The 21,176-nt window shown below is 70.6% G+C and carries 22 protein-coding genes; 10 read left to right on the top strand and 12 right to left on the bottom strand.

Translation table 11 applies throughout. The features are described from left to right. Positions 1-30 precede the first annotated feature (30 nt). The 3 genes from ACQP2O_RS01770 to ACQP2O_RS01760 all read left to right on the top strand — a co-directional run bounded on the left by ACQP2O_RS01770 (position 31) and on the right by ACQP2O_RS01760 (position 3,035). Positions 31-1,152, top strand: coding sequence for a sensor histidine kinase (locus tag ACQP2O_RS01770; RefSeq protein ID WP_433179391.1), 1,122 nt, complete (start codon positions 31-33; stop codon positions 1,150-1,152). A 165-nt stretch (positions 1,153-1,317) separates the two neighbouring features. Continuing rightward, entirely contained in the window at positions 1,318-1,854 is a 537-nt protein-coding gene (locus tag ACQP2O_RS01765) for a SigE family RNA polymerase sigma factor (protein WP_433179390.1), read from the top strand. Beyond that, on the top strand, positions 1,851-3,035 hold the full coding sequence (locus ACQP2O_RS01760) for a hypothetical protein (protein ID WP_433179389.1): 1,185 nt from the start codon (positions 1,851-1,853) through the stop codon (positions 3,033-3,035). Before ACQP2O_RS01765 ends, ACQP2O_RS01760 begins: the two co-directional genes overlap by 4 nt. 129 nt (positions 3,036-3,164) lie before the next feature. Here ACQP2O_RS01760 and ACQP2O_RS01755 read toward each other — a convergent pair whose 3' ends face one another. Continuing rightward, positions 3,165-5,054: a bifunctional metallophosphatase/5'-nucleotidase gene (locus tag ACQP2O_RS01755; protein WP_433179388.1), complete on the bottom strand. Its 1,890-nt coding sequence runs from the start codon at positions 5,052-5,054 to the stop codon at positions 3,165-3,167. A 159-nt stretch (positions 5,055-5,213) separates the two neighbouring features. Between ACQP2O_RS01755 and ACQP2O_RS01750 the strand changes: the two genes are divergently transcribed. Both ACQP2O_RS01750 and ACQP2O_RS01745 read left to right on the top strand, forming a co-directional pair. Next, complete coding sequence (locus tag ACQP2O_RS01750) at positions 5,214-6,227, top strand: permease (RefSeq protein WP_433179386.1); 1,014 nt, start codon at positions 5,214-5,216, stop codon at positions 6,225-6,227. Next, positions 6,224-6,913 (top strand): TIGR03943 family putative permease subunit, encoded by a 690-nt coding sequence (locus ACQP2O_RS01745; protein WP_433179385.1) that lies wholly within the window; start codon positions 6,224-6,226, stop codon positions 6,911-6,913. Before ACQP2O_RS01750 ends, ACQP2O_RS01745 begins: the two co-directional genes overlap by 4 nt. A 101-nt stretch (positions 6,914-7,014) precedes the next feature. On the opposite strand, the gene ACQP2O_RS01740 is transcribed toward ACQP2O_RS01745, so the two are convergent. From ACQP2O_RS01740 to ACQP2O_RS01700, 9 genes are all read right to left on the bottom strand, one after another. Further along, a complete protein-coding gene (locus tag ACQP2O_RS01740) occupies positions 7,015-7,467 on the bottom strand; it encodes a hypothetical protein (RefSeq protein ID WP_433179384.1) in 453 nt (150 codons plus the stop codon). A gap of 45 nt (positions 7,468-7,512) precedes the next feature. Then, complete coding sequence (locus ACQP2O_RS01735; RefSeq protein WP_433179383.1) at positions 7,513-7,977, bottom strand: peptidase inhibitor family I36 protein; 465 nt, start codon at positions 7,975-7,977, stop codon at positions 7,513-7,515. A gap of 58 nt (positions 7,978-8,035) precedes the next feature. Then, entirely contained in the window at positions 8,036-8,509 is a 474-nt protein-coding gene (locus tag ACQP2O_RS01730) for a pyridoxamine 5'-phosphate oxidase family protein (RefSeq protein ID WP_433179381.1), read from the bottom strand. Between the two features lie 213 nt (positions 8,510-8,722). Continuing rightward, positions 8,723-9,463: a YoaK family protein gene (locus ACQP2O_RS01725; RefSeq protein ID WP_433179379.1), complete on the bottom strand. Its 741-nt coding sequence runs from the start codon at positions 9,461-9,463 to the stop codon at positions 8,723-8,725. Continuing rightward, positions 9,460-11,340 (bottom strand): acyclic terpene utilization AtuA family protein, encoded by a 1,881-nt coding sequence (locus ACQP2O_RS01720; protein WP_433179378.1) that lies wholly within the window; start codon positions 11,338-11,340, stop codon positions 9,460-9,462. Before ACQP2O_RS01720 ends, ACQP2O_RS01725 begins: the two co-directional genes overlap by 4 nt. Before the next feature lie 198 nt (positions 11,341-11,538). Beyond that, entirely contained in the window at positions 11,539-12,210 is a 672-nt protein-coding gene (locus ACQP2O_RS01715; RefSeq protein WP_433179377.1) for a hypothetical protein, read from the bottom strand. After that, positions 12,207-12,884, bottom strand: a complete 678-nt coding sequence (locus ACQP2O_RS01710) for a hypothetical protein (protein WP_433179375.1) — start codon at positions 12,882-12,884, stop codon at positions 12,207-12,209. The genes ACQP2O_RS01715 and ACQP2O_RS01710 overlap by 4 nt, the downstream gene beginning before the upstream one ends. A gap of 161 nt (positions 12,885-13,045) precedes the next feature. Further along, entirely contained in the window at positions 13,046-14,014 is a 969-nt protein-coding gene (locus ACQP2O_RS01705; protein WP_433179374.1) for a threonine ammonia-lyase, read from the bottom strand. Positions 14,015-14,282: 268 nt separating this feature from the next. Then, on the bottom strand, positions 14,283-14,438 hold the full coding sequence (locus ACQP2O_RS01700; RefSeq protein ID WP_433179373.1) for a hypothetical protein: 156 nt from the start codon (positions 14,436-14,438) through the stop codon (positions 14,283-14,285). 155 nt (positions 14,439-14,593) lie between these two features. On the opposite strand from ACQP2O_RS01700, the gene ACQP2O_RS01695 reads away from it, so the two are divergent. Genes ACQP2O_RS01695 through ACQP2O_RS01675 form a run of 5 tightly spaced genes read left to right on the top strand, consistent with a single transcriptional unit; the run spans position 14,594 to position 20,333 of the window. Beyond that, entirely contained in the window at positions 14,594-16,363 is a 1,770-nt protein-coding gene (locus tag ACQP2O_RS01695; protein ID WP_433179372.1) for an HSP90 family protein, read from the top strand. Further along, entirely contained in the window at positions 16,360-19,047 is a 2,688-nt protein-coding gene (locus ACQP2O_RS01690) for a hypothetical protein (RefSeq protein ID WP_433179371.1), read from the top strand. The genes ACQP2O_RS01695 and ACQP2O_RS01690 overlap by 4 nt, the downstream gene beginning before the upstream one ends. A 24-nt stretch (positions 19,048-19,071) precedes the next feature. Then, positions 19,072-19,350 carry a hypothetical protein gene (locus tag ACQP2O_RS01685; protein WP_433179369.1) on the top strand — a complete coding sequence of 93 codons (279 nt, stop codon included), beginning with the start codon at positions 19,072-19,074 and terminating at the stop codon, positions 19,348-19,350. Positions 19,351-19,409: 59 nt separating this feature from the next. Beyond that, positions 19,410-19,940, top strand: a complete 531-nt coding sequence (locus tag ACQP2O_RS01680; protein ID WP_433179368.1) for a UTRA domain-containing protein — start codon at positions 19,410-19,412, stop codon at positions 19,938-19,940. 27 nt (positions 19,941-19,967) lie between these two features. After that, the gene (locus ACQP2O_RS01675) at positions 19,968-20,333 is read left to right on the top strand and encodes a signal peptidase I (protein ID WP_433190906.1); all 366 of its coding nucleotides are present in this window, start codon (positions 19,968-19,970) and stop codon (positions 20,331-20,333) included. A gap of 19 nt (positions 20,334-20,352) precedes the next feature. Here ACQP2O_RS01675 and ACQP2O_RS01670 read toward each other — a convergent pair whose 3' ends face one another. Beyond that, positions 20,353-20,703: a type II toxin-antitoxin system RelE family toxin gene (locus ACQP2O_RS01670; RefSeq protein WP_433179367.1), complete on the bottom strand. Its 351-nt coding sequence runs from the start codon at positions 20,701-20,703 to the stop codon at positions 20,353-20,355. 5 nt (positions 20,704-20,708) lie between these two features. Continuing rightward, positions 20,709-21,170, bottom strand: coding sequence for a hypothetical protein (locus tag ACQP2O_RS01665; RefSeq protein WP_433179366.1), 462 nt, complete (start codon positions 21,168-21,170; stop codon positions 20,709-20,711). Between the last annotated feature and the right edge of the window lie 6 nt (positions 21,171-21,176).

The raw sequence follows: 21,176 nt of genomic DNA, 5'->3' as shown, positions 1-21,176 counted from the left end.
GCCCAGACGCCGGAGGCGGGGGAGACGACGATGGACAGGGCACCTGGTTTGAGCGTTCGCCTCAAACTCACCCTCAGCTACGCCGGCTTCCTCATGCTCGCAGGCGCCTTGATGCTCGCCGCCGTGTGGGTGTTCCTCATGCGAGGCGCGCCCGCCGATATTTTCGTTCGCAGCCTCTCCAACCTCCAGTACGGCTTCAACCCACGCTACTTCGGCCCGATCGCCTTCGTCCCAACGGCAGCCGAAGTGCTGGCGTTCCTGCTGGTGTTCGGTCTCCTGGGAGGATGGATCCTCGCGGGCCGCATGCTCGCCCCGCTCGCCCGAATCAGGGACGCCACCCGCACGGCCGCGAACGGGTCGCTCTCCCACCGAATCCGGCTACCGGGCCGCAAAGATGAGTTCCGCGAACTCGCCGACGCTTTCGACGCCATGCTCGAACAACTCGAAGCCCACGTCGCCGAACAGCAGAGATTCGCCGCGAACGCCTCCCACGAACTGCGCACCCCGCTGGCGATCTCGCAGACGCTCCTCGACGCCGCCCGCAACGACCCTGCGCGGCACCAGGGCGAACTCATCGAACGCCTCCACACTGTGAACACGCGGGCGATCGACCTCACCGAGGCCCTCCTGCTGCTCAGCCGCGCCGACCGCAAAAGCTTCACCCGCGAGCCCATCGACCTGTCCCTCATCGCCGAAGAAGCCACCGAAACACTGCTTCCGCTCGCCGAAAAACGCCAGATCACCCTTCAGGTCACCGGCGAGAAGACACAGACCCTCGGCTCCGCCGCGCTCATCCTGGAGATGGCGACCAACCTCGTCCAGAACGCCATCGTCCACAACCTCCCCACCGGCGGCACCGTAACAATCCACACCGAATCCCAGCACCACGCCAGCGTCCTACGGGTCGAGAACACCGGCCGGCCGGTCCCACCGGAACTAATACCGACCCTCACCGAACCCTTCCAACGCGGAACAACACGCATCCGCAGCGACGAGCACGCCGGCGTCGGCCTCGGCCTGGCCATCGTGCACAGCATCATCCGAGCACACGACGGAACCCTCCACCTCACCCCCCGCCCCACCGGCGGCCTCCTCATCACGGTCGAACTCCCCCACGCGCCACAGGCACCGTCCCCGAATCGGACCCACTAGGACACCGAACCTTTCGCCGCTGCTCCGGGTACCCAAGTGACACTGGACCGCCCGGTCCCGCAGGCTCGCCACGAGGTGAGCACTGCGGTGACGGTTCAGAAAAGTGTCACGAGGTTCCAACCTCCGGCGGTCGCCCGGCGTGTGTAGGGGTGATGAGGAGGCGGAATGACGCGATTCGACGGGTTGCCGGAGTTCGTGGCGGCTCGGCAGCAGGCGCTGATGCGAACGGCGTACCTGCTGACCGGCGATGGTGATCTCGCCGAGGACCTGGTGCAGAGCGCGCTGGTGAAGGTCGCGGCGCGGTGGGACCGGGTGGCCGCCGCGGGCGATCCGGAGGCGTACGTGCGCAAGATCCTCTACCACGAGCACATCAGCTGGTGGCGGCGCAGAGGCCGGCATCGGGACCGGCCCACCGCGGATCCGCCGGAGCCGGAGAGCCGTCCGGACTTCACCGACGGCACGGTGTCCGCGATCCTCCTTCGCCAGGCGTTGAACCGGCTCGCCCCGAAGCAGCGCGCCGTGATCGTGCTGCGGTTCTACGAGGACCGCTCCGAGGCGGAGACCGCCGCGCTGCTGGGCTGCTCGGTCGGCACCGTCAAGAGCCAGACCCATCGTGCGCTCTCCCGGCTGCGGACCCTGGAACCCGGGCTCGCCGATCTACTTACCGACGCCGAGACCGAACCCGCGGGAGTGGCTCGATGACCCGTCTTCACGAAGCCCTGCAGGATCTCGCCGAAGAGGCGCCCCAGCCCGATCTGGTCGGCCGCGTCATGACACGGGCCCGCCGTCGCCGGCGGGCCCGGATCCTGACCGCCCCGGTCGTGGCCGTCGGCGCGGCCACCGTCGTCGCCGCAGTGTCGCTGCTCGGCGCTCCTGGACGCAACATCGGTCCCACCGTCGCACCGGGCGAACGGGTGCTCAATGCGGGCGCGCTGCCCGAGCCGCTGCCCGACCATCGGGTCGAGCCGGTCAAGTACGCGTACCTCGACTGGTGCGCGGGGGCGCGAAGTGAGGTCCGTACGGGCGCGTGCACCAAGTGGCGCGTGGTCAGCCGGTCCGGCAAGCAGTGGCTGGTGGCCGACTCGCTCGGTTCCGCCCCTTCCATGTCCGGTGGTTCGGCGCCTCTGGAGATCAGCACGGACGGGCGCCTGATCGCCTACTACCGGCCGTCCGACGAGCACGTCGTCGTGCGGAACCTCCTGTCAGGTCACGTCACCGTGGTCGGCCGGCGGCTCGCCCTCGCAGATGTGCGGCAGAACGCGCCCGCACTGACGTTCTCCGGTGACGGACGGCGGCTCGCCATCTCGTTCAGCACACCTTCGGTCCACGCCCTGCTGGCCGACACGGCGACCGGCGGCGTCCACGAGCTGCCCGGCAGCTGGGTGCTCGGTCTGGGGAAAAACGCCTCGACGGTCACTCTCGTCGAAGACGACGGCAAGCGGGCGACCCTCTTGGTCGCCGGCCCGGACGGGCGCCTTCGAAGCCGCGTACTCCTCGACCCGAAGCTGCACTACGAATCACTGGGAAACGCGGTCTCCTCGGACGGGCATACGCTGCTGGCCCTCCCCGGCCCCAGAAGTAAGGACCTGAGCGCCCCGTCCCCGCTGGACACCGTCGTGCTGGTGGACGTGCGCACCGGTAAGGAGGTCGGGCGGCGGCATCTCCGTCTGCCCGAGGAGACGGCTCGGCTGGCCGACGTCATCGGGTGGGCCGGTGACACGAAGATCTTCCTCGGCGTGTCCGCCATCGTTCCCCGTCGGGTGGGGATCCTAAGCGACCGTGGGTACGTCGCCGATCTGAACACCGGGAAGACTCGGATGTTCGGGAAGATCTCCCTACGAGCGAGCCATACCGACACGACGTTCGGCGGTTACGGCTCCTGACGCGCGTGTGGAGCCACGCGCTCCCTCGCGAACGTGGATGGCGCACAGCGCGCGCCGGCGATCAACCTCTCAAAAAAGGGCCAGGCCCGTACGGCATGAGCCGTACGGGCCTGGCCCTTCACGCGAGGTTCAGGACAGCGGGGTGATGCGGTCCCTCGCCGGGACGGCGACGCCGGTGGTACCGGCGGCGCCGAGGTAGGCGACGAAGGCGTCGATGTCCTGGGCGCCGCCGAGCGGGGCGGTGCCCTCGTTGAAGACGGTGAACCCGTCGCCGCCGGCGGCGAGGAAGTTGTTCATCGTGACGCGCAGGCTCGTGGTCGGGGTGACCGTCGCGCCGTTCACCTTGATCTCGCCGACCTTGCCGGCGCAGGTGGCCGCGGACGGGTTCGACTGGTAGGTGAGCGTCTTGGAGATCTGCAGGACCTTCTGCGTGGTCTGGCTCCCGCAGCCGGCGAACTGCTGCTCCAGGACGCGCCGGAGCATGTCCCCGGTCATCGTCTTGGTGACGAGGCTGTTGCCGAACGGCTGCACCGTGAACGCCTCGCCGTACGTCACCTCGCCGGGAGCCTCGCCGCCCGCGATGTCACCGGTCTTCAGGTCGGCACGGACGCCGCCCGGGTTCATCAGCGCGAGCTGCGCGCCGCCCTTGGACGCGTCGGAGGTCGCGGCGAGCTGCGCGTCGGCGATCACGCTGCCGAGCGTGGTCTCCCCCTGCGGGGTGGCATCGCGGGTCAGGTCGCCCTGGATCTTGCCGACGACCTTGTTGGCCAGCGGCGCGGAGGCGTCGACGTACTGCTTGACGACCTTGGCGACCTGCGGGTCCGCCTTCGACGGGTCGTCCTTGCGGGTGACGCCCGGGCCGGGGGTGTTCAGGGCGTTCTCGACGACCGAGTTGGCGGCGTCGGCGGAGACCAGCGTGCCGTTGTGGTTGTCGACCGTGAGCTTGATGTCGCTGAGGATGCGGCCGTACGACGCGGCGCTGGTGATGAGGCGCGTGACACCGTTCACCGTGATCGTGCAGCGGTACTCGGCGTGCGTGTGGCCCGACACGATCACCTTGATGGACGGGTCCAGCTTCTTGGCGATCGCCTCGATGTCGCTGCCGGCGAGGTTGCCGGCGCAGCCATTCGGCGCGGTCAGCGTGCCGGTCTGGAAGCCGCCCTGGTGGATCACCAGCACCGGGATCTTCACGCCCTGGCGGGCGAGCTGCTTGACGGCGCGGTTCGCGGCCGCGGCCTCGTCGGTGAAATCGAGGCCGGCGACGCCGGTCGGGGTGACGATCGTCGGCGTCGCCTCCAGCACCTCACCGATGAAGCCGATCCGCACGGACCGCCCGCCGGTGGCGGGGAACCGCTTGATCCCGTACGCGGGGAACAGCGTCTTGCCGGTCGCCTTGTCCGTCACGTTGGCGGACAGGTACTGGAAGTCGGCGCCCGGGTAGGTCTTCTTGGTCGTCCACCGGTGGTGTTCCTTCGCGGCGTACGGGGCGCCCTTGCAGCCGGTGGGCGCGCAGCCGCCGTTCTGGATCCGCTGCAGCTCGGTCTTGCCCTTGTCGAACTCGTGGTTGCCGACCGAGGAGTAGTCGACGTTCATGAGGTTGGCCATGACCGTGGCCGGTTCCTCGTTGAAGAGCCCGTTGACCAGAGGGCTGGCGCCGATGTTGTCACCGGCCATCACGGTCGCCTCGCGAGCGCCGTACGCCGCCTGCTTGTCGCGTACCGCCTTGGCCAGGTACGCCGCGCCGCCCGCGAACTTGCCGTACATGGTCAGGCCGGTGGGCTCGAGGTTGCCGTGGAAGTCGTTCCAGGCGAGCAGGTGGACGTCGGTCGTGCCGTGCGGCCGGTTCTTGCCCGCCCAGTCGACCGTGACCTTGTCGGAGAGCGTACGGGCGCCGGCGATGGTGACCGCGCCGGCCGGCTGTGAGCCGGTGACGGCCAGAGGCGCGGCGACCACCGCGCCCAGCGCGACGGCGATCAGTCCCGCACGGGTCGCGCGGGAACGCAGGAACGCAGGGAGCAAGGCTTCCTCCGAAGAGCCACGCCGTTACCGGCGAGGGACGCTGATACCGCGGGTACCTTGTCATGATCCGATGTCGGCCGGGAAGCCGCCAGGTTAATTCGTTTTCATGGCGTGACCTCGTGTTGTGACCGATTTGCCGAGGCGCATAGATTTCGGCCTGTGCCGACCCCTGCCTCCCCGTCGGAGGCCCCTCCCGCCGCGGACACGGCCGCGCCTCGCCGTGCGCGCGGTGCCGGGCTGCCGCTGGTCACCGCGCTGATCGTCGCCGCCGTGGTGCTGCGGCCGGTGCTGACCGGGCTGCTCGGCCACCCCGCCATCGCCAACTGGGCGACCGTCTTCGTCGCGATCACGGTCCAGGCCCTGCCGTTCCTCGTGCTCGGCGTCGCGGTCAGCGCGACGATCGCCGCGTACGTGCCGCCCGGCCTGATCGCCCGGTTGCTGCCCAAGCGCCCCGCGCTCGCGGTGCCCGCCGCCGCCGTGGCCGGTGCGGCGCTGCCCGGCTGCGAGTGCGGCTCCGTCCCGGTCGCCGCGCGGCTCGTCTCCATCGGCGTGACGCCCGCGGCGGCGTTCGCGTTCCTGCTGTCCGCGCCGGCCATCAACCCGGTGGTGCTGGTCTCGACGGCGGTCGCGTTCCCCGGCCGTCCCGCGATGGTCGTCGCGCGGTTCCTGGCCAGCCTGGCCGCGTCCGTGGTCATGGGCCTGTTGTGGATCGCGCTGGGCCGCGACGACCTGATCACCCCGAGGCGTACGCGGCACGGCGAGGAGGAGGGCCCCCGGCTCGGCGTGTTCTTGGCGACCGCGCAGCACGACTTCCTGCAGGCGGGCGGATTCCTCGTCATCGGGGCGGGCACCGCGGCCACCCTCCAGACCCTCGTGCCCCGGAACGTCATCGACTCCGTCGCCGGCGCCGGCCCGCTCTCGCTGCTCGTGCTCGGCGTCCTGGCCGTGGTCGTGGCGCTGTGCTCGGAGGCGGACGCCTTCGTCGCGGCAGGGCTCAAGCAGTTCTCCCTCACCGCGCGCCTGGCGTTCCTCGTCGTCGGGCCGATGGTGGACGTCAAACTGTTCGCGCTACAGGCGGGGACGTTCGGCACCCGATTCGCGTGGCGGTTCTCGCTCGCGACGTTCGCGGTCGCGGTCACCTGCGCCGGACTCGTCGGGTGGTGGCTCCTTTGACGGAGGACGCCCGCGCGACGACGGTCCTGCTCGTCGGGGCGATGATGGTACGGCTCGCGCTGAGCGGCGCGTACGCCAAGTACATCCGGACCGGCATGGGCGACGTACTGCTCATCGCCGGCATCCTGCTCGTCGTCCTCGGCCTCATCGGCGTCGCCCGGTCCCTGGGATTCGGACGCCGAACCGGCGACGCGCACGGGCACGACCACGGCGACCGGGCCGGGTGGCTGCTGCTCGGGCCCGTCCTGGCGCTGCTGCTCGTCACACCGCCCGCGCTGGGCAGCTTCGGCGTCGGCCGCAGCGCCGCGGTCGCCGTCAGCAGCTCCGGGCGCACCTTCGATTCGCTTCCCGCCGGCCGTACGGTGCCGATGACGCTCCTGGAGTTCGACGAGCGCGCCGCGGACCACGGCGGCGCGAGCTTCGGCGCGACGCCGGTACGACTGACCGGGTTCGTCACTCCGGCGAGCGACCGCACCGGCTTCCGGATCGCCCGCTACCAGATCGCCTGCTGCGCCGCCGACGCGGTCGCGGCCGTCGTCCGCGTCACGGGCACGACGGGCAGGTCCCCGATCCGCGACCAGTGGGTCACGGTGACCGGGACCTTCCAGCGCGCCGCCGACGGCGTCCCCGAGCTACGCGCCACCAGCCTCACCGAGGTCCCCGCCCCGCGCGACCCGTACGAGTAGCCGTATGTCGCATCGCCGCCCACCTGCGGGAGGCGGGCACAGGCCGGGCCGCCGTGAAGGGCGACATCATCACCGGCCTGCCCCGTCCGCTCCCGTGATGCCTACTTGCAGGTGTACGGGGCGCTGTACCAGTTGGCTCCAGGCTTGGCGTCCCAGACCCCCTGTGCGGTCCACCCCTTCGGGCACTTGACGACCCAGGAGTTCACGCTCTCTCCCGGCTTCAGCGTCTTCGTCCGCGTGGCGTTCCATTTCGTGCTTCCGGTGCCCGTCGCCGGGTTCCAGAGCCGTACGCCCATCCGGCCCTTGATCGTGGAACGAGAGTTGTTCTTCGCCCGGCCCTGGAACTTCGACCCCGACTGCTTACCGCAGACCTGGGGCTTCTTGAACTGACAGTTGCGCCACGCGGCCGCGGCCTGGACCGGCATGGCAGACCGCACTACCGGAGCGGCCTTCGTCGTCCCCGCGGTGTCGGCGCCGGCGGCGGGCGCGAGGACGGCCGCGATCGAGGCGATCGCTCCGGTCACCACGGCCACGCGGATCGTTGACTGCACCATGTCTTCCTCGTCTTCCTTCTTCCGGGAAAGGTCTTTCGACTCCGGTCAGCCCTGATCCGCGGCGATACCGAACGCGCTCCAGCCGAGCTGGTGGCCGTGGACGTACTCGTTGACGTTGCCGCTGCGGGAGTTCGTCGGGTGCTGCTTCGACCCGTAGCCTCGGCAACCCATCTTCTGCCACAGGCGCAGTGGGGCTCCGGTCACATACGTGCCAACGATCAACGAGCGGACGTGGTCGTTGATGGCCCCGTGGAAGGTCACGCAGCGGCGGTTGTGGGCGGTCAGCGTGTATTTCGTCCCCTTGTAGTTTTTCTTGTTCCAGAGACAGATTGCCGTCATGCGGCATGTGGCGCTCTGGGCGTCGGCGGAGCCCTCCGGCGACACCGTGAGCGTGTAGCCGTCGCCGCGAATCGTCTTCGTGGCGTCGGCGGAGGCCGACGCGCTCGGCACCATGAACAGCGTTGCCGCAGCGGTCCCGACCGCGACCGACAGCAGTTTTCGACGACCCATGGAACATCCCTCCGTACGGGTGCGTATGGATGACCATACGATAGCGTACGGAGATCGGCTATTGGTCGATTCGATACGACGTGACGGTGTTCACCTCGGCAGTGGCGGGGACCAGCCCGTAGGGGTCGGGATGGATCTTGCGGGAGAAGTCCATGAGTTCGACTCTGTGCGGACGCAACCGGATCAGCACGAAGTCGTTCCCGGCCGGGCCGTCCGGAAAGAAGGCCGTCAATCCGTCCTGCCACCGAGCCACCCGTTCCGGCTTGTCGTCCACCAGTTCAGCGTCCGCATGCAGGCACAGGTAGGCGAAAGCGGCCCTGTCTTCGACCGCGTAAGACACCATCCGATGACGTGAGATCTCGGCGGCCTTACGAGACGCCGGGCTCGTCCCGATCCACACGGTCCCGTCGGCATCAACACCGACATGCTGGACGAGCCGAGTATGCGGGCGCCCATCGTCCACCGTGGTCAAGAACCCATACGGATTGGCGCGCAACAGCTCCAACGCCACATCGAACAAATCGCCAGACACCGGTCACCACTCCCCATCGACCCTGAAGATCACCGCACTTCAGGCCATGCTTCACGGGACCGACCTGCTGGAAGAGAATGAAGCATTCTTCTGTACGGTGGCGTATGGGTAACATACGCTAGCGTATGGAGACCCGCAATGACCCGGTGCGCCGCGTCCGTGCGCGCGGGCCCGGGCGGCGGTTCTACCGGCGGGTTTCCACCGACGTCGGGGTCACCGCCGTCGACGTGTGAGCGGCCGCCGTGGCATCGAGAGTCGTCGTCCCCAGACCTCACGGTGCTCGTCGACGACGAACAGGCCCAGCGCGAGGAGCAGCACGGCGGCGCAGATCCAGATCGAACACGCCCCGATTCGCAGCGTCAGCAGGCCGCCGGCGAACCCGCCCACCAGGAAGCTGAGGATGACCGTCCCGAAACTGCGGGCCTTCCGGGCCGCCTCGGGGTCCCGGTCGGCCACCACCAGGTACAGCGCCTGCGCGGCCGAACGGAGGTTCCCCGTCGTCATGGTCGTGTTGTACGTCCAGTTGATCAGCGTCCGGAACGTCGACACCTGGACCGACGCCACGAACGCGATGACGACCACCAGCACGCTCTGCGGAACCACGGACGACAGGAACCCGACGGCCGCCAGGACGAGGATCTCCAGCACGAGCGCCGCCCGCGCCGGCCACCGGACGACGGCCGCGACCCGGGGGCGGCGCAGGGTCTCCGCCACGCCCACTCCGATCATGAACGCCAGGATCGGCGGAATGTGCCGTACGGCCGCGCCCCAGTGACCACGGGCCGCCTCCACGCCGAACAGCACGACGTTCCCGGTCTGCGCGTTGGCGAAGACGCCGCCGAGGCTGATGAAGGAGTACGCGTCGAGGAAACCGCCGACGAGGGCGAGCAGCACACCGAGCTCCAGCGACGCCACCGTGCGCCGGCGCCGTTCGGATTCGGTGCCCGAGTTCATCGCAGGAGGCGCTCCGGCAGGGGTACGTGGCGGGCGCGCAGCCATTCGCCGAGCGCCTTGGCCTGGGTGTCGAAGCGGCGCGCCTCGGTCGCGCCGCCGTCGAGCAGGCCCTGGACGACGAAGTTGACCGCGCGAAGGTTCGGCAGGACGTGCCGCTCGACGGTCAGCCCGCGTGTCTCGGGCAGCAGGTCCTGGAGCCGGTCGACCGTCATCGTGGCGGCGAGCCACGGCCAGGCATCAGGATCGGAGACCCACAGGCCGACGTTGGCGTTGCCGCCCTTGTCCCCGGACCGGGCATGGACGAGACGGCCGAGCGGCCCCTCCACGGTCGGCCCCGGCTCGTACGGGTCTTCCTTCGCGGAGCCGGCCGTCGCAGCGGAACCGGCCGTCGAAGCGGAAGCGGAGATCGCCGCCGACTCGGCGGGAGTGCGGACCTTCGCCGACTCGGCAGGTGCGGGGATCACTACCGGCTCGGCGGGAGCGGGGGCCTCCGCCGGCTCGGTCGGAGCCGAGATCTCGGCGGGGGCGGGGATGAGCTCCTGCCGTCCGTCGGCGTGCACGACCGTGTGCCGCAGGATGCGCTGGGGGACGAGCGTCGGCCAGTACACGCCGTACGCGGAGCCGCCCGTCGGCACGCCCATGCCGTAGATCCCGGGATAGCTGGAGAGGGCGAGTTCGACGCAGAGCGCGGAGAACGCGCGCCCGGCGCTGCGCTGGTCGCCGTCGACGGCGACGTGGAGGAGGCTGGAGCCGGCCATCTGGTCGGCCGGGTCCGTCGCGGGCCGCCCGATGCGGGTGAAACGCAGGTCCGTGATGCCGGGGTCGCCGTCGAGGCGGGCGTGCACGGCGCGTTCGACCAGGGCGGCCTTGGCGTCGATGTCCAGCCCCGTCAGCACGAACGTACAGCCGTTGCGCCAGCCGCCGAGCCCGGTCACCGCGACCTTGGTCGTCGGCGGCGGGGCCTGCCCGGCCGTGCCGCTGATCCGGACCCGGTCGGGGCCCTCCTGCGTCAGGCGGACGGTGTCGAGCCGGGCGACCACGTCCGGGTTGAGGTAGCCGGGCGCGCCGATCTCGTACAGCAGTTGGGCGGTGACGGTGTCGACCGTGACGGCCCCGCCGGCGCCCTCGTGCCTGGTGATGACGCTCGTGCCGTCGCGGTCGACCTCCGCGATCGGGAAACCGGGGTGCCGTAGGTCGGGGATGGCGGTGAATCCGGAGAAGTTCCCGCCGGTGGCCTGGGCCCCGCACTCGATCACGTGCCCGGCGACGACCGCCCCGGCGAGGGCGTCGTGGTCGTCCGGCGACCAGCCCCACCACCAGGCGGCGGCCCCCGTCACCAGCGACGCGTCGGCGACCCGGCCGGTGATCACGATGTCGGCGCCGCCCCGGAGCGCCGCGGCGATGCCGAACCCGCCGAGGTACGCGTTGGCGGTGAGCGGCTCATGGTCCCAGCTCGTGAACGGCTTCCCGGTGTCCAGGTGGGCCAGGTCGTGGCCCTCGGCCGCCAGCTCGGTCAGGCGGGTACTGAGGTCGTCGCCCTCGACGTGTGCCACCGTGAGATCCACTCCGGCCTCGGCCAGCAGCGCGCGGGTGTCCCGGGCGAGCCCGGCCGGGTCGAGGCCGCCCGCGTTGACGACGACCTTGATGCCGCGCTCGGCGATCTCGGCGGCCACCGGCTCCAGCTGGCGGAGGAACGTCGTGGCGTACCCGCCGGTGGGCTTCTTCAGCCGGTTCTTCGCCAGCACGAGCATGGTGACCTCGGCCAGGTAGTCGCCCGTGACGACGTCGACCGGGCCGCCGCGCACCATCTCGGCGAGGGCGGTGAGCCGGTCGCCGTAGAAGCCGGAGCAGTTCGCGATTCGTACCGGCCGGTTCATGGGCTGCTCCCGGGTGACGACGCCTGTACGGGCAACTCATTCCTGCCCCGAAAGGCGAAGTTACCGCACAGTCACCCAGCCCCATCGGACCGGTCCGTGCGTCTCTGGGTGCGCGTCACCGCACTTGAGGCCACCGCGTGCGACGAGCCCGGGGCGACCGGCTGACCGCCGGTGCCCCGGGTCCGGATCGACTCGCTTCTACGCGTATGACGCTGGAACGCACACCGACACCGGCCTGTTCACCGTGTCGGACGTGTTGCCGATGTACGCCGTGACCCCGGCGTCGGCGTTCAGGCAGATCTTCCCGCCCTTGTCGATCCCCTTCCCGTCGCTGCCCCAGTGCCACTTGACCGGGGCGCCGCTGTTGAACTGCTCGTAGTGCGACCCCCGGCCGTACGTTGTCGCCCGGTCGGCGGCCGTGGTGCTTCCACAGCGTTTGGTCGTGTAGACGCTGACGCCCCACTGTTTCTCGTGGTCGACGCCGATCGTGATGCCGACCTTCCGGTTGCACTTCCAGTCGTACCAGCGCTGGTCGAGCCTGGTCCGGCTGACCGTGGCCTTCTTGGCGCCCTTCCCGCACTTGGTGGCGACCTTCACGTCGACCTTCGGATTGATCAGGGTCGGGTCGTGGAACCGCACGCGGATGTTCTTGTTGAATTTGTACGCGTTCCGCTGGTACCGCACGCGCCCCGACAGCCGCACGACGAGCGACTTCTTCAGCTGCTTGGAGGTGAAGCAGTAACCGGTCGAGTAGGAGTGGCTCAGGGTCTTCTTGCCGAGCGGCGGGTAGGCCGAGGCCAGCGCGGGTGTGGGCGTGATGAGCGCGCCCGCGGCGATCGCGGTCGCGGCGACGATGACGCGACCGATCACTTCGCGCCCCACGACGCCGTCACGCAGACATTGAGTTGCCTGCTGGCCATGTCGGACCGGTTGCCGATGTAGGCGACCGCGGAGGCGTCGGCGTTCAGGCAGATCTTGCCGCCCTTGTCGATGCCCTTCCCATCCTTGCCCCAGGACCAGCGCACCGGCGCGCCGGAGTTGTACTGCGTGTAGTGGGAGCCCTTGCCGTAGTTCGTCTTCCGATCCGCGGCCTTCGTCTTACCGCACTTGATGGTGCCGCTGACCCCGACCGACCAGGGGTAGCCGACGAACACGGACACCGAGGTCTGGCACTTCCAGTCGTACCACTTCTGGGTGAGCTCGGTACGGTCGACCTTGGCCGCCTTGGCGCCCTTGCCGCACTTGTTCGTGGTCGTGACGGTGACCGTGGGGTTCACGAGCGTCGGATCGTAGAACCGAACGCGGATGTTCTTGTTGAACTTGTATGCGTTCCGCTTGTAACGAACCGTCCCGGAAAGCTTCTCGTTGATCCCCCGCTTCAATTCCTTGGAATAATGGCAGTAGCTCTTCGAGTACGGTCGGCTCAGGGTCTTCTTTCCGAGGGGCGGGTAAGCAGACGCCTGCGCCGGCGCCGACGCGAGCAGGACGCCGATCATGGAGGCGCCGACGGCCGCCGCACCTGCCGTAACATACTTGAAACTCAACGCCCGACCTTCGCTTTCAGCGGGAGTGTTCCGCAGAAAGTAACACCCGGGATAGGCGCACAAAATGAGCCGCGAGTCCCGATCAGGCTGATACGGTGGCCCTATTGTCGACGGTGCGCGTTCATGCTATGTTCACCGGCCCTCCAGCCGCCGAATTCGGCTCATCCGGCCGGGTCGGCGGCGGCCAGCACCTCGGTGACTTCGGCGGCCGACGCGTTGCCTCCCGTGCAGACGATCCCGACCCGCCGCCCGGCGAACTCGTCGCGGCGGGCGAGCAGCCCCGCCAGCGCTGCCGCTCCGGCCCCCTCGGCCAAGGTGTGCGCGTGGGTGAGCAGGAGTCGCTGCGCGCTCCGGATCTCCCCATCGGAGACCAGCACGAAGTCGGCCAGGCGCGCACGCATGATCTGTTGCGGCAGGTCGAACCCGCGTCCGGTCGCCAGCCCCTCGACGACCGTGCGGTTGGGCCGGGTGACGCACGCGCCGGCCCGCCAGGAGTCGTACGCGGCGGGCGAGGACTCCGACTGCACCGCGACGACCTGGCATCGCGGTGCGACCGCCGAGGCGACCAGTGACGCCGCTGCGGCCCCGCTGCCTCCTCCGACGGGCACGAACAGCACGTCGAGATCGGGCACCGCCTCGAACATCTCCAGGTACAGCGTGCCGACCCCGCTGATCAGCTCCGGCTCCGCGACGCCGATCAGCGTCATCCCGCGGTCGGCGGCGACCTTCTCCGCGTACTCCTGCGCCTCGCTCATCCCCTGGCCGTGCACCTCGACGTCGGCGCCGAGGGCCCGGACCGCGCCCACCTTGGCGGGATTGGGGTTCTCCGGCATCACGATGACGCACGGGACGCCGAAGAGACGTGCGGCATAGGCGATCGACTGGGCGTGGTTGCCGGTCGAGAACGCCAGGACTCCGCGCTCACGTGCCTCCGGCCGCATGCCGGCGAGCAGCGTGATCCCGCCGCGCACCTTGAAGGCACCGGTCGGCTGGGTGTTCTCGTGCTTGACGTGCACGGTGGCGCCGACGACGTCGTTCAGCATGGGAAAGGACCACAGGGGAGTCGGCGGCAGGTGCGGTTCGATGGTCCGGCGAGCCCGCAGGACGTCGGTCAGCGATAGGTCGGTCATGTCCTCCAGCGTGGCGCGCCGGGGATAGATCAGTCCAATCGATGGTTTCGAGGAATTCAATAGGCCAGATCAATCTATAGCCCCAGGATCGCGGGGAATGAGCGCGAATAGAGAGGGTGGCGAGCCGAGCCGCAGGCAAGAGCGGGCCTCACGGGTCAGCGGCGACCGAGGGCCGACTGGCCGACCGGGTTTCACAGCAGAGAGCGGCTGGACCCACCCGCCGCTCACCGCCCGCTCCGTTCCCCGACCTCACCGGCCGGGGCGGCGTTCACTCGAAGTCATCCGGGCTGAAGTCCTCCGGATGGGGCGGGCCCGTACTGGGTCCGCTGTCCGGGTCCTCTTCCTCGACGGGCGTCTCCGCCTCCACCGGCGGCACGCTCCCGGCGTCTCGCTTCGCGTGCTGTGCTTCGCGCGGCTCCCCCATGTCCGCCTCCTTGCTCCGAACGCCCCATGACGGGGCACGACACCCATACCCGCCCCGCATCTCCCTACGCTCCGTCTCGTGATATCGGAAGGCGTGCCGGATAGGCCGCCATTAGGGTGATCGGCAGCAATACCGATCGATGAGAGGTCAACGGGGTGGACCAGGCGTTCCAAGTCGATCTGCGCGGGGTCGTCGACCTGCTGAGCAGGCACCTGTACTCCAGTCCCCGCGTCTACCTGCGAGAGCTGCTACAGAACGGCGTCGACGCCAGCACCGCTCGCGGCGATGGCCCGGCGCGGATCCGGATCGAGACCGGAGAAGAACTCCGGGTGCACGACGACGGGATCGGCCTGACCGAGGCGGAGGTCCACGAGCTGCTGGCGACGATCGGCCGGTCTTCCAAGCGCGACGAGCTCGGCCTCGCCCGGCACGACTTCCTCGGGCAGTTCGGCATCGGCCTGCTGTCCGCGTTCCTCGTCGCCGACGAGATCACCGTCGTCACCCGCTCCGCCCGGGGTGGCGAGGCCGTACGGTGGACCGGCTTCGCCGACGGGCGCTACCGCGTCGAACCCGGCGCCCGGGACGAGCCGGGCACCACCGTGAGCCTGCGGGCCCGGCACGGTGCGAGCGACTGGCTCACCGCCGCGACCGTCACCGAACTGGCCGCGACGTACGGTGAGCTGCTCCCCGTCGAGCTGACCGTCGACGGGCGGCGGATCACCGGTGACGGCCCGCCGTGGCGCGCGGCGTACCCCGACCCGGGCCGTCGCCGCGCGGCGCTCGACGAGTACTGCCGGCACCTGTTCGGGTTCGCGCCGTTCGACGTGATCGACCTGGACGTCCCCGAGGCCGGGCTGACCGGCGTCGCCTTCGTCCTGCCGCAGCCGGTCACCCCGACCGCGCGCGGCGCGCACCGCGTCTACCTCAAGCGGATGCTGCTGGCCGAGGGCGTCGAGGGACTGCTCCCCGACTGGGCGTTCTTCGTCCGCTGCGTGGTCGACGCCGGGGAGCTGCGGCCGACGGCCGGGCGCGAGGCCCTGTACGAGGACGAGCTGCTCGACGCCACCCGCGACGCGCTCGGGCGGCAGGTCCGGCAGTGGCTCGTACGGCTGTCGGAGACCGACCCGGCCCGGCTGCGCGCCTTCCTGCGCCTGCACCACCTGGGCGTCAAGGCGATGGCGCTGCGCGACGACGACATGTTGCGGATCGTCGACCGGTGGCTGGAGTTCGAGACGTCCGCCGGTCCGATGACGCTCGCCGAGTTCCGTACCCGGCACCGCGACGGCCGCTACACCGCGGACCTCGACGAGTTCCGGCGCCTGGCGGCCGTCTCCGGCGCGCAGGGCGTGCCGCTGGTCAACGGCGGTTACGTCTACGACGCCGACCTCATCGAACGGCTGCCGGCGATCGACCCCGACGCCGTCCTGCGGCCGCTCGACCCGTCGGAGCTGACCTCCCACTTCGGCGTGCTCGACCCCGAGACCGAGCTGGCGCTGCGCCCCTTCCTGGCCGTGGCGCAGCGGGCCGTCGACTCGCTGGGCTGCGAGGTCGTCGTCCGCGACTTCGACCCGGCGTCGCTGCCCGCGCTGTACATGACCAGCCGGGCCGCCCGCCACCAGGCCGAGCTGCGCGAGGCGCGGGAGTCCGCCGACGCGCTGTGGTCCGACGTTCTGGGCGCGCTGGAGGGGATGACGTCCACGAGCGACCGCCCGCAGCTCGTCCTCAACCACCGCAACCCGCTCACCCGCCGCATCACCGCACTGACCGAGACCGGCCTCATCGAGCTGGCGGTCCAGGCCCTCTACGGCCAGGCGCTCCTGCTCGGCCACCACCCCCTGCGGGCCGCCGACACCGCCGTGCTCAACCGGTCCTTCCTCGGCCTGCTCGACTGGGCCGTCCACGACCCCACCCCGGAGGGCAAGTGACTGTCGCGAAGGCCGTCGAGCTGATGAACCGTGCCGGAGAGCTGCCGTACGGCCAGGCGCGGACCATCATGGTGGAGGAGTCGCTGCGCCAGGCGGAGTCCGCCGGCGACGAGCGCCTCGCCTACCGGATCCGCAACCACCTGCGCACGGAGTACGTCCAGAGCGGCGAGCGCGCCAAGGCGTTCGCGGTGTTCGTCCGCTGCCTCAGCGACTACGACCGGAACCCGGACTGGGGCGAGGAGCACCTCCTCTACTGGGGGTTCAAGTCCACCGTCACGGGGCTGACGAAGTTCCCCGAGATCCCGCTCGACCGTACGCTCGCGGTGCTGGACGACATGCAGCGCCGGTACCAGCTGGCCGGCGAGGGACTGCAGCCGGTCCACATGTGCCGCACGCTCGTCACCCAGCACGTGCACGGCGCGGAGGCCGCCGACGAGTCGTACACCCGGTGGCACGCGGCTCCCCGCACGGGGCTGTCGGACTGCGAGGGCTGCGACCCCAGCATGAAGGTGTCCTACCTGGCCGCGCGCGGCCGGGACGAGGACGCGGTCGCGCTCGCCGAGCCGCTGCTGAGGGGAGAGCTCGGCTGCGACGAGCAGCCGCAGACGATCCTCACCGAACTGCTCCCCGTCTTCCTCCGCACCGGCCGCCTCGACGCCGCCGCCGACGCCCACCGCCGCGCGTACCGCGCCCAGCGCGACCGCATCGCGGAGCTGTGGGGGATCGGCGTGCACCTGGAGTTCTGCGCGCTCAGCGGCAACGAGGCCCGCGGCCTCGAACTCCTCGAACGCCACCTCGGCTGGCTCGACCGGGCTCCGACCCCGTACGAGGGCATGCGGTTCGCCGCCGCGGGCGCGCTGCTGCTCCGGCGGCTCGCGGAGATCGGCCACGGCGACGTGACCGTACGCCGGCCGGCCCACGGCGACCGGCCCGCCGGTGAGGTTCCGGCCGCCGAGCTGAACGAGGAGCTGGCCCGGCACGCCCTCGACGTCGCCGCGCGGTTCGACGCCCGCAACGGCACGCCCGAGCAGGGCCGCCTCATCCGCGAGCTACTCGACGCCGAACCGCTGGTCGAACAGCTCCCGCTGACCCCGTACGCGCGCCGCGCCGCGACGCCGCCCGCCACCCCGGCCCCGCGCCAGGACGACCTCACGGCCATCGACGACGTCGACCGGCTGCTCGACCTGGCCGAACGGCACTGGAGGCGGCGCGAGTCCGCCCCGGCGCTCGCCGCCTGGCGGCGCGTCGACGCGATCGGCGGCGACCTCACCCTCGTCCAGCAGGGCCGTCGCGTCGACGGCGAGGGACTCGAGCGGCTCCTCGCGGGGGACGCGCAGGGCGCGGTGGACGTGTGGCGGCGGTCCGCGGACCTGTACGCGCAGGGCGGGGACGAGGAGCGCGCCCAGGCGGCGACCAGCAGGTACGCCGCGGTGCTCTTCCAGACCGGCCAGGCCGACACGGGCCTGCCCCTGCTGCAGAGCGCCGTCGCCTGGCTGGACGGCAACGCGGCCGACTCCCGGCGGACCCTCGCCGCCCGAGGACGGCTGGCCGCCGCGTACGGCGAGGCGGGCCGCACCGATGAGGCCCTCGCGCTGCTGGACGGCGCGCCCGCAGTGGACGACCTCGACGAACTCGCCGACCTGGAGATGACGCGCGCCCGCATCCTCGCCCCGGCCCGGCGCGAGACAGAGGTCATCGCCGCGCTCCGGCGGTCCGCCGACGGCTACCGGCGGAGCGGTCAGAGCGCGGCCCTCGCCGAGGCCGCCCTCCTCCTCGGTCAGCGGCTGTCGGCGAGCGAGGACGAGAAGGAGGCCGCCGAGGCGGACGCGCTGCTCACCGAGGCCGTCACCAACGCCCCGGCCGACATGGCGGCGTTCCGCGCGAGCGCGTACGCCGTCCGGGGCGGTCGCCTGCTGGCGCGCGGCGACGCCGCCCAGGCCGCCGAGGACCTGATCGAGGCCGTCGCGGTCTTCACCGCCGAGGGCTCCCACCACCAGGCCGCGTACGCGCGGCAGGACCTGTGCGTCGCCTACCTCGACACCGGCCGGTTCCTGGAGGCGGCCGAGACCGCCGAGGAGGCGCTGCCGCTGTTCGAGGCCCACGGCGACACCGACGCCGTGCGGCGGGCCCGCTACCTCCTCGCCAACGCCCAGCGCGAACTGGGCGAAATCGACGCCGCCGCCGACAACTTCACCCGCCTGGCCGAGGACGAACGCGCCGAACAGCCCGCCGTGGCCGCCCGCCTCCTCATCGAGGCCGGCGACCTGCTGAGCCGCCTCGACAAGGACGCGACCGCCGCCGAACGCTTCGCCGCGGCAGCAGAGGCGTCCACGGCAGGGGGCGACCCGTACGGGACCGTGCAGGCCCTGCGCCGACAGGCCCTGTGCGTGATGTGGAGCGGACGGACGGAGGACGGCCTGACCGTCATGGCGAACGCGCGAGCCGCGCTGGCCGCCCTGCCCGAGGGCGAGCCGGTCGCACTGACCTGGGAGACGGCCCTCATCGACTTCGACGAGGCGCGCGTCCTCGGCGCGCTGGAGCGCTTCGACGAGGCGATCGCCGGAGCGGAACGCGCGGCCGCCGCCTTCACCTCACTCGACCAGAAGGAGCCGGCCACGGCCGCGGAGAGCCTCCGCGCCGACCTCGTCGCGGCCCGTTCGAACAGCGGCGACGCGTCCGAGTGACCTCTCTGGCCTAGGAGACCGATCGTGAACCCGAAGCAGCAGCGCCGGCTGATCGAGGAGCGGTACGTCCTAGGCGAGGATCTCGCTCAGGACCCGACGATGCTCGACGGCTGCCCGCATCGGTACGTCTTCGTCATGGTGCCCGCCCGCAGCATGACGAGCGCACCTGTGCAAGGGGTCCTGCCGCTCCTGCTCCACTGCGTCGAGACGCTGGAGACCCGCGGGTGGGAGCCGGTGACCTGGCGGCTCGAGACCGCCCACAAGGGCGTGCTGATGCGGCGCATCGGACCCGGACGTCCCTGACCGGGTCCGGTGTGTCAGGTTGGGCATCGGTAGTCGTCCATCCGATCGGGAGATCCGCTGTGACCACGGAAGACGCGACGACCCCGCCCTCGGCGGAGGGATCCGGCGGGTGGCGGCCGGTCCGCGACCTGCTCGACCGCGTCGAAGCCGACGAGCCGGGCGAGGTCACCTACGTCGAGCAACGCCCGGCGCGCTCCGACATCGCCGAGCTGCTCGGCGTCCCCGAAGGCGCGCCCCTGGTCCTGCGGCAGCGGGTCGTGCTGGCCGATGACGAGCCGACGGCGTTCATCGGGCTCTGGCTCGACCCGGACGTCGCCCACGCGACCGGACTCGACCGGCTCGCTCCGGCCGCGGCGAGCGTCCGCGCGTCGATCCGGTCGGCGACCGGCCGGGACCTCGGTCACGTCACCGAGCACCTCACCGCCCGGCGCGCCACGAGCGCGGAGACCAAGGCCCTCGGCCTGCCCAGGAACGCCCCGGTGCTGGCGGTCCGGGCCACCGTCGGCGACGACGCCGGCCGGCGGGTGCTCGTCGTGGACCTGGCGTTCCCCGGCGAGACGTACGGGTTCACCGACGACTACGCCCTCTGAGGGGTGCTGCTACGGTCGCGCACCGTGGTGGAGAACGTGTACGTGGGCAAGGCCGCCGTGGACGCGGCCGGCGATCGAGGCTGGCTCCTCGGGCATTTCAAGCCGGTCGGCGACATCCGGCACAGCGACGACGTCGAGATCAAGTGGGGCGTGCACCCGCGCGGCGACCGGCGGGCGCGGTGGGCCACCGAGGAGAAGCGCACCGCCCTGCTCGTCCTGATCAGCGGACGCTTCCGCATGGAGTTCCCCGACGGCGACGTCGTACTGACCGAGCAGGGCGACTACGTCGTGTGGAGCCATGGCGTCGACCACTCCTGGCACGCCGAGGAGGAGTCCGTCGTCATGACGATCCGCTGGCCGTCCATCCCCGGCTACGCGATCCCCACCGACTGAGCACACTCTCCTCAGGGGGCTACTCGGTCTTTTTCGGATGTCCGCAGGAGGCGGTGACCACCCACACGGTCCGCTTCTCGTCGTCGACCAGGTAGAAGATGCGCCCGCCGCCGGTAACCTCGATCTGCCATTGCTCCAGCGGGCGTCCTTCGAACTGGTGGGTGGCCAGTTCTCCGCGCAGGCGCTTGTGTCTGCGGTCCTCTGGCGGCCGCGGATTCGCTCGCATGAGTTCGAATGCTTCACGCGTGTTCGATGGTGCCTGTTTGGCAAGCTCAGGCCAGCCCTTCGCCGCTTCGCTCGTGCCGAACCGGACATCCCATTCCTGGCCGATCGGCGGAGGCGCGACGGGATCCTTACGCTTCAGGCTCATAGGTCTCAGTCGACGGAGACGGGGCCGTGGTCGGTACCTTCCAAGGGCTCGGTCAGCTTCGCATGTAGTTCCGGGTCGGCGTGGATCCTGGCGGTGCTCCGCCACGCCTCTACGACGGTCTCCAACGGTACAAGCGTGTCGAGCTCCGCACAGGCGTTCGCGGTGTCCACCAGCTCGACCAGGAAGGCTCGTACGTCTTCGGTCGGCAAGAACTTCACCCAGGGGAACACGTCGGGTAGCACCATGAGCAGTGCCCGCGCCCCTTCATCCTGCTTCATCAGCGAGACGAACATACGAGTCGTGGCGGTCATGGCCGCAGCGGCGGCCTCGGCTCGGTTGGCCGTCTCCAGGACGAGGTCTTCTCCGTCGCGGCGCACGAGTCGCACTTGCTGCGCCTCCTCCAGCTTGGCGACGGTCTTGGCGGGCTGCTGGATGAGCTGGGAAAAGGGAACCTTGGTGGTGCTCACACCTCC

Source organism: Actinoallomurus sp. CA-150999 (assembly GCF_050942425.1).
In the GTDB taxonomy this organism is placed as follows: domain Bacteria; phylum Actinomycetota; class Actinomycetes; order Streptosporangiales; family Streptosporangiaceae; genus Actinoallomurus.
Note: the sequence above shows the minus strand (reverse complement) of the source record. Positions and strands in the feature narration are given on the sequence as shown.